Origin of the sequence: Blastococcus saxobsidens, from assembly GCF_010682065.1 — a bacterium.
Taxonomy (GTDB): domain Bacteria; phylum Actinomycetota; class Actinomycetes; order Mycobacteriales; family Geodermatophilaceae; genus Blastococcus; species Blastococcus saxobsidens_B.
The window spans coordinates 17793-32631 of the sequence record NZ_JAAGWG010000034.1 but is presented as its reverse complement, the minus strand read 5'-3'; the positions used below and the strand labels follow the sequence as shown (position 1 = coordinate 32631).

Genomic DNA, 14839 nt, shown 5'->3' with positions numbered 1-14839 from the left:
GGGACGTCCACACGACGTCCCGGGCCATCGCACCGCCCGGCCCGGGAGACCGAGCAGATGACCCGGACCAGGCGTACACATCCACGAATGAACCCCACGGAGCAGCGGTGACCGCCACGAAGGCCCCGTCCGAGCCCACGCAGCAGCCGGCCGTCCGCCGGCCCGGCGACCGCATCTTCGCCGGTACCGCGAAGGCCTCGGGCATCCTCATCCTGCTGGTCCTCGCCGGGGTGGCCGCCTTCCTCATCGGCGAGGCGATCCCCGCGCTCGTCGCGCCCGCCGAGGACATCCCCGGCGGCGAAGGGCTGGCCGCCTACATCGCGCCACTGATCCTCGGCACGCTGCTGGGCGCCGTGCTGGCCCTGCTCGTCGCCACCCCGCTCGCCGTCGGGATCGCGCTCTACGTCACCTACTACGCCCCGCGGCGCATCGCCGCCGCCATGGGCTACGTCATCGACCTGCTGGCCGCCATCCCCAGCGTCGTCTACGGCTTCTGGGGCCTGGCGGTCCTGGCGCCGGCCCTGCGACCGTTCCACCAGTGGGCGGCGGACACGCTCGGCTTCATCCCGTTCTTCGCCGGCCCGGCATCCACCACCGGCCGCACGATGTTCACCGTCGGCCTCGTGCTCGCGGTGATGATCCTGCCGATCATCTCCGCCATCTCCCGGGAGGTGTTCAGCCAGGCCCCGGCCCTGCACCGCGAGGCGGCCCTGGCGCTGGGCGCGACCCGCTGGGAGATGATCCGGATGGCCGTGCTGCCCTACGGCAAGTCCGGCGTCATCGCCGGCGCGATGCTGGGTCTGGGCCGCGCCCTCGGCGAGACCATGGCCGTGGCCATCGTGCTCTCCGGCGGCGCGGGCGCGACGCTGACCCTGATCAGCAACTCCAACCCGTCGACGATCGCGTCGAACATCGCACTCAGGTTCCCCGAGGCCACGGGCATCGACGTCAACACGCTCATCGCCAGCGGCCTGGTGCTCTTCGTCATCACGCTCGGCGTCAACATGCTCGCCCGCTGGGTCGTCAACCGCCGCGCCGACTTCTCCGGAGCCAACTGATGAGCACCCCCACCCGGATCGCCCCCGACGCCCCGGCACGTCCGGTCGGCCCCGTCCGCGTCCAGCGGCGGCTGCCGCGCTTCGCGCCGCTGGGCCTCTACCTGGGCGGCGTCGCGCTCGGCTTCGCGCTGTCGGCCCTGACGGGCTTCAGCCTCGCCACCGCCGTCGTCTACGGCGTCGTGCTCGGCACGCTGGCCGTCTACGTCGCGTCCCGCGCGGTCGAGGGCCGGCGCAAGGCCACCGACCGGCTGGTGACCTCCCTGGTGACCACCGCCTTCGGGGTCGCGATGGTGCCGCTGCTCTCCCTGGTGTGGACCGTGCTGGACAACGGTCTGCCCCGGTTCGACGCCGCCTTCTTCACCAACTCGATGTACCGGGTGGTCGGTGAGGGTGGCGGCGCGTACCACGCCATCCTCGGCACCCTCGTGATCACGGCGCTCGCCACGGCCATCTCGGTGCCGATCGGCCTGATGACCGCGATCTACCTCGTGGAGTACGCCAGCGGGCGGCTCAAGAAGTCGATCACCTTCTTCGTCGACGTCATGACCGGCATCCCGTCGATCGTGGCCGGCCTCTTCGCCTTCGCGCTGTTCACGCTGCTCTTCGGCGGCGGCGTCCGGCTGGGCGTCATGGGGGCGGTGGCCCTGTCGGTGCTGATGATCCCGGTGGTCGTCCGCTCCTGCGAGGAGGTGCTGAAGCTGGTCCCCAACGAGCTGCGCGAGGCCAGCTACGCCCTGGGCGTGCCGAAGTGGCGGACCGTGGTCAAGGTCGTGCTGCCGACCGCGATCGCGGGCCTGGGCACCGGCGTCACCCTGGCCGTCGCCCGGGTCGTCGGCGAGACCGCTCCGCTGCTGGTCACCGTCGGCCTGATCACCGGCACGAACCTCAACCCGTTCGACGGGCGCATGGCGACCCTGCCGGTCTTCGCCTACTACCAGCTGACCCAGCCGGGTACTGCCACACAGGCGTTCCTCGACCGGGCCTGGACGGCAGCGCTCGTTCTCATCATTCTGGTCATGGCACTCAACGTCGTGGCCCGCCTGATCAGCCGCTTCTTCGCTCCCAAGACCGGTCGCTGACCGTTCCGACGCCGACCGACCGACCCGGAGGACACCCACGTGGCCAAGCGCATCGAGGTCTCCGACCTCAACATCTACTACGGCAACTTCCGCGCCGTGGAGGGCGTCAACATCTCCATCGAGCCGCGGAGCATCACGGCACTGATCGGGCCGTCGGGCTGCGGCAAGTCCACGTTCCTGCGCTCGCTGAACCGGATGCACGAGGTGCTCCCCGGCGCCCGCGTCGAGGGGAAGGTCGTCATGGACGGCCAGGACCTCTACGGCGCCGACGTCGACCCGGTCGACGTCCGCCGCCAGATCGGCATGGTCTTCCAGCGGCCCAACCCGTTCCCGACGATGTCCATCTACGACAACGTCATCGCCGGCAACCGGCTGAACAACAAGCGGATGAAGAAGTCCGAGACCGACGACCTGGTCGAGAAGTCGCTGATGGGCGCCAACCTCTGGAACGAGGTCAAGGACCGCCTCGACCGCCCCGGCTCCGGCCTGTCCGGTGGCCAGCAGCAGCGGCTCTGCATCGCCCGCGCCATCGCCGTCGAGCCCGACGTGCTGCTCATGGACGAGCCCTGCTCCGCGCTGGACCCGATCTCCACGCTGGCCATCGAGGACCTGATGACCGAGCTCAAGGAGCGGTTCACCATCGTGATCGTCACGCACAACATGCAGCAGGCGGCACGGGTCAGCGAGTCCACCGGCTTCTTCAACCTCAACGGCGTCGGGCAGCCGGGCCGCCTGATCGAGTTCAACCCGACCGAGAAGATCTTCAGCAACCCTGACGAGAAGGCCACCGAGGACTACATCTCCGGCCGCTTCGGCTGAGCCCGGCTGGCACGATGCCGGGGTGCTCCCCCCACCCCGGTTGGCCACCCTGGACGACGCCCCGGCCATCGCCCGGCTGCTGCGGGAGAACCGCGAGTTCCTCGCGCCCTACGAGCCGCACCGCGAGGACTCGTACTTCACCGACGCCGGCCAGCGAGCGGAACTCGAGGCCGTGCTGACCGCGCACGCGGCGGGCACGATGGCGCCCTACGTCGTGCTCGCCCCCACCGGTGAGGTGGCCGGCCGGATCACCCTGGGCGGGATCGTGCGTGGCGCCCTGCTGTCCGGCGTGATCGGCTACTGGGTGGCGCAGCGGCACACCCGTCAGGGGCTGGCGTCGGCCGCCGTCGCGCACGTCGTGCGGACCGCCTTCGACGAGCTCGGGCTGCACCGCCTGGAGGCCGGCACGCTGGTGGGCAACACGGCCTCCCAGCGGGTGCTCGCCCGCAACGGTTTCGAACGGTTCGGGCTGGCCCCGCGCTATCTCCGGATCGCCGGCCGGTGGCAGGACCACGTGCTGTTCCAGCGGACCAACCCGCGGCTGGAGGAGGGCGAGGGCTGACCGGCCCTGCTCAGCAGCGGACCTCGGCCGCCTGCGGCTGCGGTGTCGCCGCCGCGGTGTCCACCGCGGGCTCCGGCGCGACGTCCGCGCCGATCTCCACCGGCACCACGGTGGAGTAGCCAGGGCCGATGACCAGCTGCACCGCGCCGCCGATCGCGTCGCTGGGCTCGAGCACCGCGCCGGGGACGCTCGCCGCCACGGTGCGCGCCGCCTCCTCCGCCCCCGGGCCGAAGCGCACCACGCTCTGGCTCACGGTGCCCGGCTCGTTGCCCACGGCGCCGACGCCGAAGCCCTGCGCGCGCAGCGCGTCGGAGACCGTGCCGGCCAGGCCGGTCGTCCCGGTCCCGTTCAGCACGTCGACGGTGATCTGCCCGGGCGCCGTGGTCAGCGGCGGGGGCCCGGCCGGCGCCTCCGTTGCAGGGGCCTGGGCCTCGGCGGCGGCCGCGTCAGCGGCGGAGTCGGCGCGCTGGGCCTCGAGGACCTCCTCCGGCAGCCGCGCCCCGTCGATCATCTCGTCGAACAGCGCCCTGGTCGCCGGCCGGTCGAGGACCACGTAGGCCTGGTCGGTGCCGGCCGGCACGTAGCCGACCTGCGCGACCGGCAGCCCGGCGCGGTGGACGGCGTCGCCGGAGAGGTCGCCGAGCGTGCCGGCGAGGACGCGGAGGTCGCCCAGCGTCGTCTGCTCGTCGACGGTGAGGGCGTCCGACGCCCGGTTGAGGAACCGGGTCAGCGTCACCGGGTCCAGCAGGGTGTCGGCCGACATCGCCGCCCGCAGGGTGGAGGTGAGCAGCCGCTGGGCGCGCTCGGCGACGGCAGCGCCGGTGACGTCGAGCCCGGCGTCCCCTGGAGCGAGGAAGCCGGACGCGGCCGGGCCGGACAGCTGCGACGGGCCGGCCGGCGGCGGCTCGGCGGCCGCGGCGACGGCATCCGACGGGATCACGCAGACGGGGACGCCGCCGAGCGCGTCGACCATGCCCGGCAGCCGGGCGAGGTCCACACCGAGGTAGTGGTCGATGCGCAGGCCCGACAGCTGCTGCATGGCGCGGACCATGCACGCCGGGCCGCCGTCGAGCAGGGAGCTGGCGAAGGCCTCGGTCACCGGGTTGCGCAGGTCCCCGTCCGGGGTGCGGCACACCGGGGTGTCGATCAGCGCCGTGGGCGGCACGCTGACCAGGACGGCACGGTCGCCGTCGGCCGAGACGGAGGCGACCAGGGTGGCCACCGACGCCGCGCCGGTCTGCCCCGGGATGCCGGTGCCGACCACGAGGTAGGTCTCCACGGCGTCCTGGAGGTCGGGGGCGAGCACCTCGGGTCCGTCGACCGCCAGCGCGTCCACCCGGTCGATCCGCTGGTCCACGTAGAAGTAGAGGGCCAGGTGGTAGAGCACGATGACGCCCAGCACGCCGACGAGGGCGATGGCCGCACGCACCGCCCGGCGCCGGCCCGGGCTGCGCGGCGGGCGCTCCGGCCGGCGGCGCGGGGTCGGGGAGACCGGCGGGGCCGGCGGGATGGCCAGGCCGGGCAGCGGCGGGATCGGGCCGCTGCGCCGCGAGGGGCGCTCGTCGGGGGCCCAGGCGGCGGGGTTCCGCCCGGGTACCGGTGGGAGCCCGGCCTGGGCGCCGGGCGAGGCGTCCGGCACCGGTGGGAGGCCGGGCTGGGCGCTCGGCACCGGTGGGAGGCCGGGCTGGACGACGGGCGCAGCAGCCGGCGGCCGCACCGCTCCGGGCACCGGCGGAAGGCCGGCCCGCACCGCCGGGGCGTCGTCCCGATCGGCCGGCTCGACGCGCGCGGCCGCGCGGTGGACGGGCAGCTCCCCGGGGGAGCTCCCCCGCTCCGGGGCCGCATCGGCGGCCCGGCGGGCTGCGCGGCGGCGACCCGAGCCGTCGCCCTGCCGGGCGAGCAGCTGCTCGACGGTCACCGGCTCGGCGACGCCTCCCCCGGCGGTCCGGCCGCGTCGGGTGCGAGCGGGGACGCTGCGAGCGTCCCCACCGTCCCGCGTCGGCTGATCCCCCACAGGTGTCGACACCTTCTCGTCGTCCGCACGTACGTGTCCCGTCGACCCACGATACGGACAATCGGCCGCGTGCCACGCCGACGCGCGGCACGGGGGCGGACCCGAAGGGGGCAACCGAATGGTGCCCGACCAGCGGGATGCGTAGCGTCGACCGAGTGCGTCTGCCTTCTGTGCCCGGCCCTTCCGACGTGCTCGCCCTGGTGGGGGGCGTCCGGGAGGGGATGACCGATGCGCTGGCACTCGTGCCCCGCGCCGCCGCGATCCTCGGCCGGGTGGAGGACCTGCTCGACCGGGTGTCCGGAGTGGTGGACCGGGTGGACACGCTCGTGGACCGCGCCGACGGCGCTCTCGGCCGGCTCGACGCCACCCAGGCCAAGGCCGACGAGGCCATCGACCGCGTCGGGGACACCCAGCAGAAGGCCGACGCCGCGATCGACCGCGTCGGCGAGACCCAGCAGAAGGCCGACGCCGCGATCGACCGCGTCGGGGACACCCAGCAGAAGGCCGACAGCGCGATCGACCGCGTCGGCGAGACCCAGCAGAAGGCCGACAGCGCGATCGAGCGGGTCGGGGACACGACCGGCCGCGCCGACGCCGTGCTCGGGCGCACCGAGGGGCTGGTCGGCCGGGTCGAGCCGCTGCTCACCGACTACGAGCCGGCGCTGACCGCGCTCGCCCCGGCGGTCCGGCGGCTTGCGGCGTCGTTCGACCCGACCGAGGTCGACGCGCTCATCACCCTGATCGACCGGCTGCCCCAGCTGCTCACGCACCTGGACGAGGAGATCCTCCCGGTCCTGGAGACGCTCGGGACGGTCGGCACCGACGTCCACGACCTCGTCGACACGGTGCAGGACATGCGCCAGATCGTGAAGGGGTTCCCCGGCTCGAAGCTGTTCCGCCGGCGGGGCGCCGAGGAGATCGCCGACGACGAGGCGCGGGAGAACGCCGGCTCCTGAGCCGGCGCCCTCCCGTCCCGACCTGCTACTCCGTCGGGTAGCCGAGGGCGCGGACGACGTCGCCGATCCGCTCGAAGGTCTCCCCCTCGGGCAGGCGCTGCAGCTCGGCCACGACGGCGTCGGGCGCGCGGTGGTCCAGGGCCGCCTCGACGAGGGCCGGGCCGGTGCTCGGGAAGTCGGCCCGGTCGAGCCAGCGCGCCAGCTCGGAGCGGACGACGACCGCGTCCTCGGTCATGCCGACCGGGACGCCACCGACCAGCGTGCCGGCCGGGTTGCTGTCGATGTCGGGCTCGCCCTCGGCGACCGGCTCCACCTCGCGCCACTCGTTCGAGCGCGTGGCCCGCTCGGCCTTGAGCATCCCCTGCATCTCGTGCTCGAGCTCCTCGTCCAGCCGCGGGTTGTGCTTGGTGCTGCGCGAGGACGCTCCGGCGAAGTCGTCCGCTGACTCGGTCACGGTGTCTCCCTGTGTGTCTGGCCCGGACGCCCGGGCACGGTGGATCAGTCCTCGTGCAGGGCGTCGGGCTTGTGCACGGCGGTCTTGCCGCTCTTGTCGCTGCGGACCTCGTACTGCGGGTCGTCCTTGCTCGCCCGCACGGTGCGCCCCGAGGCCTCGGTGTCGGAGGTGATCTTCCGTTCCACCGTGCCCTCGACGGTGTTCCCGTGGCTGTTCCAGGTGACGTGGTCACCCTTCTTCAACTCGTCGGTCATGCCGCTCCCCCGCTCGTGGACGATGCTGCTCGTGCCCTGCCCCCGGCGGGCCGCGAGCACACATCGAGGACCGGGGATCGACCGCACACCTAGGCTGGAGCGACGTGACCTCTCCGAACGGCGCCGTGTTCACCGACGGCCTGCGACCGGCCGATGTCCTGACCGTGGTCGCGGTCACCGACGCGACCCCCTCGGTGCGCCGGGTGACCCTCTCCGGCGATCCCGCCGTCGTGGCCCTGGCCGGGCCGACCGTCAACCTGCTGGTGCCGCGGGTGGACGACCCCGACCCGGTGTGGCCGCGCATCCAGCGGGACGGGCGGATCGTGTGGCCGCAGGGCAGCCACGGCGTCGCGCTGCGCAGCTACACCGCCCGCCGGCAGGACCCTGCCGCCGGCGAGGTGGACATCGACTTCGTGCTGCACGGCGACGGCCCGGCCGCCACGTGGGCGGCCGCCGCGCGCCCGGGCGCCCGGCTCGCCGTCGCCGGGGCCGCTTCGCTCGCCGAGCGGCCCGCCCGCTGGCTGCTCCTGGTCGGCGACGAGACCGCGCTCCCGGCGATCAGCCGGCTGCTGGCCGCCGCGGCACCGGGGACCGCAGGGGTGGCCTACCTGGAGGTGGCCGGGCCCGAGGAGGAGCAGCCGCTGGCGGGCCCCGCCGGGATCGCCGTGCGCTGGCTGCACCGCGGTGCGACCGCCCCGGGCCACAGCACCCTGCTGGTCGACGCCGTCGCCGCGCTCGACCGGCCGGACGGCGACGACGTCTTCGCCTGGGTGGGGGCCGAGTCGGCCACCGTGCGGGCGATCCGAGCCGACCTGCGCGGTCGCTGGGGACTGGGACGGGCGCAGCACCACGCGATCGGCTACTGGCGCCTCGGCCGGGCCATGGGCGGCTGACAGCTCCGGGAGCATCGCAGCGAGGCGGTCGCCGACCGGGAGGGAGCATCGCAGCGAGGCGGTCGCCGACCGGGAGGGAGCATCGCAGCGAGGCGGTCGCCGACAGGGAGGAAGCATCGCAGCGAGGAACGAGCGAGGAGCGGACCGACCGCGGAGGCGGCCTTGGCTGCGAGCGAGGAGCGGACCGACCGCGGAGGCGGCCTTGGCTCCGAGCGAGGAGCGGACCGGGGCGTGGAGGCCGCCAGGGGCCGCGGGCGGGTGACAGCTCTCCCCCGTCTCCGTCGACGGCGGGGCTCCCAGGGGATTCACAGGTAGCGTCCAGGGCCGGGGCAGCCGACCGCCCGACCCTCGAGACCATGACGACCGCACCCGCGCATGCGACCGGAGGGGCCGTGTCCGGCAACCAGCCCATGGGGGGCACCACCCCCGAGGCCCGCCTGCTCGTGGTGGACGACGAGCCGAACATCCGCGAGCTGCTGTCCGCCAGCCTCCGGTACGCCGGCTTCGAGGTCGCCACCGCCGCGGACGGCCACCAGGCGCTGAGCCTGGCCGCGTCGTTCCGCCCCGACCTGCTGGTCCTCGACGTGATGATGCCCGGCCTGGACGGGTTCGGCGTCGTCCGGCGGCTGCGGGAGTCCGGCCGGCACACCCCCGTCCTGTTCCTCACCGCCCGCGACGCGGCCGAGGACAAGATCTCGGGGCTGACCCTCGGCGGGGACGACTACGTGACCAAGCCGTTCAGCCTGGACGAGGTGGTGGCCCGCATCCGCGCGGTGCTGCGCCGCACCGCCGGCGCGCAGCGCGCGGCCGAGGCCCCCCGGCTCACCTTCGCCGACATCGAGCTGGACGAGGAGACCCACGAGGTCATCAAGGCCGGTGAGGTCATCAGCCTGTCGCCGACGGAGTTCAAGCTGCTGCGCTACCTCATGGCCAACGCCGGCCGGGTGCTGTCGAAGGCCCAGATCCTCGACCACGTCTGGAACTACGACTTCAACGGCGAGGCCAACGTCGTCGAGTCCTACATCTCCTACCTGCGCCGCAAGATCGACACGACGGAGCCGCGGCTGCTGCAGACGATCCGCGGCGTGGGCTACACCTTGCGGCTGCCGCGCGGCACATGACGACCCCGCCGGCCGCCCCCCGGCGCGCGCGGATCCCCCTGCGGGTCACGCTGGTCGCGCTGCTCGTCGCGCTCGTCTCCCTCGCCCTGCTGGCGACGGGCGTGGCCGCGACGTCGCTGCTGCGCTCCTTCCTCACCGAGCAGCAGGACAGCCAGCTGCGCGCCACGGCCGACTCGCTGTCCCAGCAGCGGCTGGCCCTGCTGCGCCAGTGCACCGTGGGCGGCCCGGCCTACCCGGCCACCGACTACATCGCCTGCGTGCCACCGGACGGCTCGGAGCTGGTCGTGCTGGCCGGACCGGTCGGCGACGAGGCGCAGCGCCCCGATCTGGACCGGGTGGCCGACCGGATCGCCGACGGCGGCCTGCGGGGCGGACCGGGCGGCCACGGTCCGGAGGACGACGAGGACGACCCGGTCGCCCATCCGCCGGCGCCGCGCATGTTCACCGTCCCCGCGGAGGACCGCAGCACCAGCTGGCGGGTCGCGACCGTGGAGCTCGCCGACGGGTACACCGCCCTGCTCGCCCGCGACCTGCGCGGTGACGAGCGGGTCATCGGGCGGCTGGTGGCCATCGAGGTCGTCGTCGGGTTGATCGTGCTGACCCTGCTGGGCGTGGCCGGCTACCTGCTGGTGCGCAACAGCTTGCGCCCGCTGGCCGAGGTGGAGCACACGGCCCGGGCGATCGCCGCCGGCGACCTGTCCCGACGGGTGCCCGAGGGCGACGAGCGGACCGAGGTCGGCCGGTTGTCGACGGCGCTCAACGGGATGCTCGCCCGCATCGAGAGCGCGTTCCGCGCCCAGCAGGAGTCCGAGGAGCAGGCCCGCGGGTCGGAGCAGCGGATGCGGCGCTTCGTCGCGGACGCCAGCCATGAGCTGCGCACGCCACTCACGAGCATCCGCGGCTTCGCCGAGCTGTACCGCCAGGGCGCCGTGCGCTCGGAGGAGGACGTCGCCCGGCTGATGCAGCGGATCGAGGCCGAGGGCGGGCGGATGGGCCTGCTGGTCGAGGACCTGCTGCTGCTGGCCCGCATGGACCAGCAGCGGCCGCTGTCGGTGGCGCCGGTGGACCTGGCCGCGATCGCCGGGGACGCCGTCCACGACGCCCGCGCTGTCCAGCCGGACCGGCCGATCAGCCTGCACCTGGACGAGTCGCTCACCGAGGTCCCCGTGGTGCTGGGCGACGAGAGCCGGCTGCGCCAGGTGGTGGGCAACCTGGTGACCAACGCCCTGACGCACACACCGCCGGGCACCCGCGTGCTCGTGTCGGTGGCCGAGGCACCGGACGACCCCGCGGTGCTGCTGCTGCGCGTGGCCGACGAGGGGCCGGGCATGGCGCAGGCCGACGCGGACCGGGCGTTCGAGCGGTTCTACCGGGCCGACGCCTCGCGCACCCGGGCCGCCGGTGGCACCGGCCTCGGGCTGTCCATCGTCGCCTCGCTCGCCGTCGCCCACGGCGGATCGGCCTCGCTGGAGACCGCTCCCGGTGCCGGGCTGGCCGTGACCGTCCGGCTCCCCCGCCGCGGCCCGGCCGGGGGTCCCACGCCGCCGTCCTGAGCGGGCTTGCGACGATCTGGCGGTGACGACGACCGACGAGCCCCAGGACACCGGTGCCCCCTACGACGCCGAGCTGATGACGGCGTCCACCGACCTGGGTGCCGCGCTGCGCGAGCTGATCGAGGTCTCGGTGACCACCACGACCCCGGCCGGCGAGGTGGCCGCGGCGGCGGAGCTCGTCCGGCAGGCGACGGCCCGCCTCGCGGTCTCCCGGCGTTCGGCCGCCGTCCTGCCGGCGCTGGACGACCCCTCCGTGGGCCGCCGGGTGTTCAACCCCGTGGTGGGGATCGGCAACGCCATCGCCCCGCCGCTGCTGGTGCGCCGGGACGGCGACGGCGTCACCGCCGAGGTCACGCTCGGGGTCGCCTACGAGGGCCCGCCCAGCTACGTGCACGGCGGCATGAGCGCGCTGTTCATGGACCAGCTGCTGGGCAGTGCGGCGGGCGCCGCGGGCCTGTGGGGCATGACCGCCCACCTGGAGCTGGACTACCGCGGGCCGCTGCCGCTGGAGACGCCGCTGGTGCTGCGGGCGTGGGTGGACAGCAACGAGGGCCGCAAGTCCGTCATCGCCGGGACCATCGCGCTCGCCGCCGAGCCGGACCGGCCGCTGGTGGAGGCACGGGGCATCTTCGTCATGCCGCGGCCGGAGAAGGTGCAGGCCTACTTCGGGGCGATCACCGACGCCGCCGGCAAGCACACCCCGCCGCGCCGGCCGGGCGACGCCACGTCGGTGCAGTGGAGCTGAGCCGCGACGGGGACGTCGCCGTCGCCGTCCGCGCGGCACGGGCGGCGTCCGCGGCACTGCTCCCGCTCCGGTCGACCGGCCGGACCGGCCGGGAGCTGGGCGACGCCGGGGACGCGGCCGGTCAGCGGGCCATCGCCGGCGTGCTCGCCGCCGAGCGGCCCGAGGACGTCGTCTTCAGCGAGGAGGCCGCCGACGACTCCGGGCGGCTGACCGCCGGACGCGTGTGGATCGTCGATCCGCTCGACGGCACCCGCGAGTACTCCGACCCGGCGCGCGGGGACTGGGCGGTGCACGTGGCCCTCTGGTCCGCCGGTGACCTGGTGGCGGCCGCGGTGGCGCTGCCGGCGCTCGGCGAGGTGCACGTCACCGACCCTGCGCCGGCGCCGCCCGCCCGCCCGGACGGACCGGTCCGGATCGCCGTCAGCCGCACCCGGCCGCCCGCGGAGGCGCAGGCGGTGGCCGACGCGCTGGACGGCGAGCTGGTGCCACTGGGGTCGGCCGGCTACAAGACGCTGGCCGTCGTCCGCGGCGAGGTCGACGCCTACGTCCACTCCGGCGGCATGTACCAGTGGGACTCCGCCGCACCGGTCGCGATCGCCCGGGCGGCCGGCCTGGTGACCTGCCGGCTGGACGGCTCGCCGCTGGTCTACAACGCCGCCGACCCCTCGCTGCCCGACCTCGTGGTCGCCCGCCCGGAGCTGGCCGACCGGGTGCTGGCTGCGGCCCGCGCCGGGCGATAGCGGACACTGGAGGGGAATCCGCACCAGGTCGATCGGGTTGGCGGAAGCGGCCGCCCGATCCCCCGAGTCTTGGAGCATGCCCGCGTGACGACCCCCGACTACCGGCTCAGCCAGCTGGAGACGCTGGAGGCCGAGTCCATCCACGTCATCCGCGAGGTGGTCGCGGAGCTCGAGCGGCCGGTGCTGCTCTTCTCCGGCGGCAAGGACTCCATCGTGATGCTGGAGCTCGCCCGCAAGGCCTTCGCCCCGGCCCGGATCCCGTTCCCGGTGATGCACGTGGACACCGGCCTGAACTTCCCCGAGGTGCTGGAGTTCCGCGACAAGCGGGTGGCCGAGCTCGGTGTCCAGCTCGTCGTGGCCTCGGTGCCGGACGCGATCGCGCGCGGCACGGTCAAGGAGGAGCCCAACGGCTCCCGCAACCGGATCCAGACCCCGGTGCTGCTGGACGCGGTGGAGGAGCACGGCTTCACCGCGCTGTTCGGCGGCGCCCGGCGCGACGAGGACAAGGCACGGGCCAAGGAGCGGGTGTTCTCCTTCCGCGACGAGTTCGGCCAGTGGGACCCGAAGAACCAGCGCCCCGAGATCTGGGACCTCTACAACGGCCGCATCCACCTGGGGGAGTCGATCCGCGTCTTCCCGCTGTCCAACTGGACCGAGCTCGACATCTGGCAGTACATCGCCCGCGAGCAGATCGCCATCCCGCCGCTGTACCTCGCGCAGGAGCGCGAGGTGGTCGAGCGCCAGGGGATGCTGTACGCGGTCAACCAGTTCATCACCCCGCGCGACGGCGAGCAGGTCCGCCGCGAGTGGGTGCGCTACCGCACCGTCGGCGACGCCAACCTCACCGCCGCGGTGCCGTCGGAGGCGACCGACGTCGAGGAGGTCATCGCCGAGATCGCGGTGACCCGGATGACCGAGCGCGGGGCCACCCGCGGCGACGACAAGGTCAGCGACGCCGCCATGGAGGACCGGAAGAAGGAGGGCTACTTCTGATGCCCGCCCTCCCGACGACGGCGCCAGCGGGCCAGCAGCAGCCAGGTCACGACGCCGAGCAGCACCAGCCCGGTCGTCCAGCCGACCGCCTCCGGCGCCCGCGTCGCCCCCGCGCCCAGCACGCCGCAGACCCACTCGGTCACCGCGTAGCCGACGACGTAACCCAGGACGACGACCAGCAGCGCGGGCGCCGCCACCGCGAACACGAACACGCACTGCCTCCCCGGGGCCTCAGGTCCAGCGTCCGCGTCGCCGCCGTCCTTCGCCAGGAGAACCCCCGATGAATCCCGTCGACGTGCACTCCGCCGCCGCCGCGCAGGCCCACGACATCGCCGTCGCCCGCAAGGACATCCTGCGGATCGCCACCGCCGGCTCGGTCGACGACGGCAAGAGCACCCTCATCGGCCGGCTCCTCTACGACAGCAAGGCCGTCTTCGAGGACCAGTACGAGGCCGTGGAGCGCGCCAGCAAGGGCGACTTCGTCGACCTGGCGCTGCTCACCGACGGCCTGCGCGCCGAGCGCGAGCAGGGCATCACCATCGACGTCGCCTACCGGTACTTCGCGACGCCGCGGCGCACGTTCATCCTCGCCGACACCCCCGGCCACGTGCAGTACACGCGGAACATGGTCACCGGCGCCTCCACCGCCGACCTGGCGATCGTGCTGGTCGACGCTCGCAAGGGCATGCTCGAGCAGAGCCGCCGGCACGCCTTCCTCGCCTCGCTGCTGCGGGTGCCGCACATCGTCGTCGCGGTCAACAAGATGGACCTCGTCGACTGGTCGGAGGCCACCTTCGAGGCGATCCGCGACGAGTTCAGCGCCTTCGCCGCCAAGCTCGACATCCCCGACCTCACGGTCGTGCCGATCTCGGCGCTGCACGGCGACAACGTCGTCCGCCGGTCCGAGCACACCCCCTGGTACGAGGGGCCCTCCCTGCTGCACCACCTCGAGAACGTGCACGTGGCCAGCGACCGGAACCTGATCGACGCCCGGTTCCCGGTGCAGTACGTGATCCGGCCGCAGTCCGACGCCCACCACGACTACCGCGGCTACGCGGGCACGATGGCCAGCGGCGTCCTGCGCCCCGGCGACGAGATCCAGGTGCTGCCCAGCGGTCTGACCACCACGGTGGCCGGCATCGACGGCCCGCGCGGGCCGGTCGAGGAGGCGTTCGCGCCGATGTCGGTGACCGTGCGGCTGGCCGACGACCTCGACGTCTCCCGTGGCGACCTGATCTGCCGCCCGGCCAACGCACCGCACGTGACGCAGGACCTGGACGCGCTGGTCTGCTGGATGACCGACGAGCCGCTGCGCCCGCGGCAGCGGCTGGCGATCAAGCACACCACCCGCACGGTGCGCGCCGTGGTCAAGGAGCTGCACTACCGGCTCGACGTGAACACGCTGCACCGCGACCTGGAGGCCGGCGAGCTGGGGCTCAACGACATCGGCCGGGTGAAGCTGCGCACCACCCAGCCGTTGTTCGTCGACGAGTACGCCCGCAACCGGGTGACCGGCCGGTTCATCGTGATCGACGAGGCGACCAACGCGACCGTCGGCGCCGGGATGCTGGTCCCCGGCTCCTAGGGGCCATTATCGC

General features: G+C 74.0%; 16 protein-coding genes. 12 read left to right on the top strand and 4 right to left on the bottom strand.

The window, feature by feature from the left end; translation table 11 throughout:
- Positions 1-107 precede the first annotated feature (107 nt).
- The 4 genes from pstC to GCU60_RS17400 are packed head-to-tail and all read left to right on the top strand — an operon-like array spanning position 108 to position 3518.
- On the top strand, positions 108-1058 hold the full coding sequence (gene pstC, locus GCU60_RS17415; RefSeq protein WP_345770670.1) for a phosphate ABC transporter permease subunit PstC: 951 nt from the start codon (positions 108-110) through the stop codon (positions 1056-1058).
- Positions 1058-2137, top strand: a complete 1080-nt coding sequence (pstA, locus tag GCU60_RS17410; RefSeq protein WP_163207570.1) for a phosphate ABC transporter permease PstA — start codon at positions 1058-1060, stop codon at positions 2135-2137. Before pstC ends, pstA begins: the two co-directional genes overlap by 1 nt.
- Before the next feature lie 39 nt (positions 2138-2176).
- Positions 2177-2956, top strand: coding sequence for a phosphate ABC transporter ATP-binding protein PstB (gene pstB / locus GCU60_RS17405; RefSeq protein WP_163207568.1), 780 nt, complete (start codon positions 2177-2179; stop codon positions 2954-2956).
- Between the two features lie 22 nt (positions 2957-2978).
- Positions 2979-3518, top strand: a complete 540-nt coding sequence (locus tag GCU60_RS17400) for a GNAT family N-acetyltransferase (RefSeq protein ID WP_163207566.1) — start codon at positions 2979-2981, stop codon at positions 3516-3518.
- A gap of 10 nt (positions 3519-3528) precedes the next feature.
- Here GCU60_RS17400 and GCU60_RS17395 read toward each other — a convergent pair whose 3' ends face one another.
- Positions 3529-5436, bottom strand: coding sequence for an LCP family protein (locus tag GCU60_RS17395; protein ID WP_345770669.1), 1908 nt, complete (start codon positions 5434-5436; stop codon positions 3529-3531).
- Positions 5437-5687: 251 nt separating this feature from the next.
- On the opposite strand from GCU60_RS17395, the gene GCU60_RS17390 reads away from it, so the two are divergent.
- Positions 5688-6488 carry a hypothetical protein gene (locus GCU60_RS17390; RefSeq protein WP_163207561.1) on the top strand — a complete coding sequence of 267 codons (801 nt, stop codon included), beginning with the start codon at positions 5688-5690 and terminating at the stop codon, positions 6486-6488.
- Between the two features lie 25 nt (positions 6489-6513).
- On the opposite strand, the gene GCU60_RS17385 is transcribed toward GCU60_RS17390, so the two are convergent.
- Positions 6514-6942 (bottom strand): DUF2795 domain-containing protein, encoded by a 429-nt coding sequence (locus tag GCU60_RS17385; protein ID WP_163207559.1) that lies wholly within the window; start codon positions 6940-6942, stop codon positions 6514-6516.
- A 44-nt stretch (positions 6943-6986) separates the two neighbouring features.
- On the bottom strand, positions 6987-7196 hold the full coding sequence (locus GCU60_RS17380; RefSeq protein ID WP_163207557.1) for a DUF2945 domain-containing protein: 210 nt from the start codon (positions 7194-7196) through the stop codon (positions 6987-6989).
- A gap of 104 nt (positions 7197-7300) precedes the next feature.
- Between GCU60_RS17380 and GCU60_RS17375 the strand changes: the two genes are divergently transcribed.
- From GCU60_RS17375 to cysD, 6 genes are all read left to right on the top strand, one after another.
- Positions 7301-8089: an SIP domain-containing protein gene (locus GCU60_RS17375; RefSeq protein ID WP_163207555.1), complete on the top strand. Its 789-nt coding sequence runs from the start codon at positions 7301-7303 to the stop codon at positions 8087-8089.
- Positions 8090-8445: 356 nt separating this feature from the next.
- Positions 8446-9210, top strand: coding sequence for a response regulator transcription factor (locus tag GCU60_RS17370; protein WP_430537429.1), 765 nt, complete (start codon positions 8446-8448; stop codon positions 9208-9210).
- Positions 9207-10763, top strand: coding sequence for a sensor histidine kinase (locus GCU60_RS17365; protein WP_163207553.1), 1557 nt, complete (start codon positions 9207-9209; stop codon positions 10761-10763). The genes GCU60_RS17370 and GCU60_RS17365 overlap by 4 nt, the downstream gene beginning before the upstream one ends.
- A gap of 22 nt (positions 10764-10785) precedes the next feature.
- The gene (locus GCU60_RS17360) at positions 10786-11508 is read left to right on the top strand and encodes a PaaI family thioesterase (protein ID WP_345770668.1); all 723 of its coding nucleotides are present in this window, start codon (positions 10786-10788) and stop codon (positions 11506-11508) included.
- On the top strand, positions 11499-12248 hold the full coding sequence (locus GCU60_RS17355) for an inositol monophosphatase family protein (RefSeq protein WP_345770667.1): 750 nt from the start codon (positions 11499-11501) through the stop codon (positions 12246-12248). Before GCU60_RS17360 ends, GCU60_RS17355 begins: the two co-directional genes overlap by 10 nt.
- A gap of 84 nt (positions 12249-12332) precedes the next feature.
- Positions 12333-13241, top strand: a complete 909-nt coding sequence (gene cysD, locus GCU60_RS17350; protein ID WP_163207551.1) for a sulfate adenylyltransferase subunit CysD — start codon at positions 12333-12335, stop codon at positions 13239-13241.
- On the opposite strand, the gene GCU60_RS17345 is transcribed toward cysD, so the two are convergent.
- On the bottom strand, positions 13232-13453 hold the full coding sequence (locus tag GCU60_RS17345; protein WP_163207548.1) for a hypothetical protein: 222 nt from the start codon (positions 13451-13453) through the stop codon (positions 13232-13234). The two genes, cysD and GCU60_RS17345, sit on opposite strands and share 10 nt — an antisense overlap.
- A 68-nt stretch (positions 13454-13521) precedes the next feature.
- On the opposite strand from GCU60_RS17345, the gene GCU60_RS17340 reads away from it, so the two are divergent.
- Positions 13522-14826, top strand: coding sequence for a sulfate adenylyltransferase subunit 1 (locus GCU60_RS17340; protein ID WP_204262240.1), 1305 nt, complete (start codon positions 13522-13524; stop codon positions 14824-14826).
- Positions 14827-14839: the final 13 nt, after the last annotated feature.

Coding starts and splice junctions, on each gene's coding strand:
- pstA (WP_163207570.1), top strand. CDS start 1,058: ATGAGCACCCCCACCCGGATCGCCCCCGACGCCCCGGCACGTCCGGTC.
- GCU60_RS17380 (WP_163207557.1), bottom strand. CDS start 7,196: ATGACCGACGAGTTGAAGAAGGGTGACCACGTCACCTGGAACAGCCAC.
- GCU60_RS17370 (WP_430537429.1), top strand. CDS start 8,446: ATGACGACCGCACCCGCGCATGCGACCGGAGGGGCCGTGTCCGGCAAC.
- GCU60_RS17365 (WP_163207553.1), top strand. CDS start 9,207: ATGACGACCCCGCCGGCCGCCCCCCGGCGCGCGCGGATCCCCCTGCGG.
- GCU60_RS17340 (WP_204262240.1), top strand. CDS start 13,522: ATGAATCCCGTCGACGTGCACTCCGCCGCCGCCGCGCAGGCCCACGAC.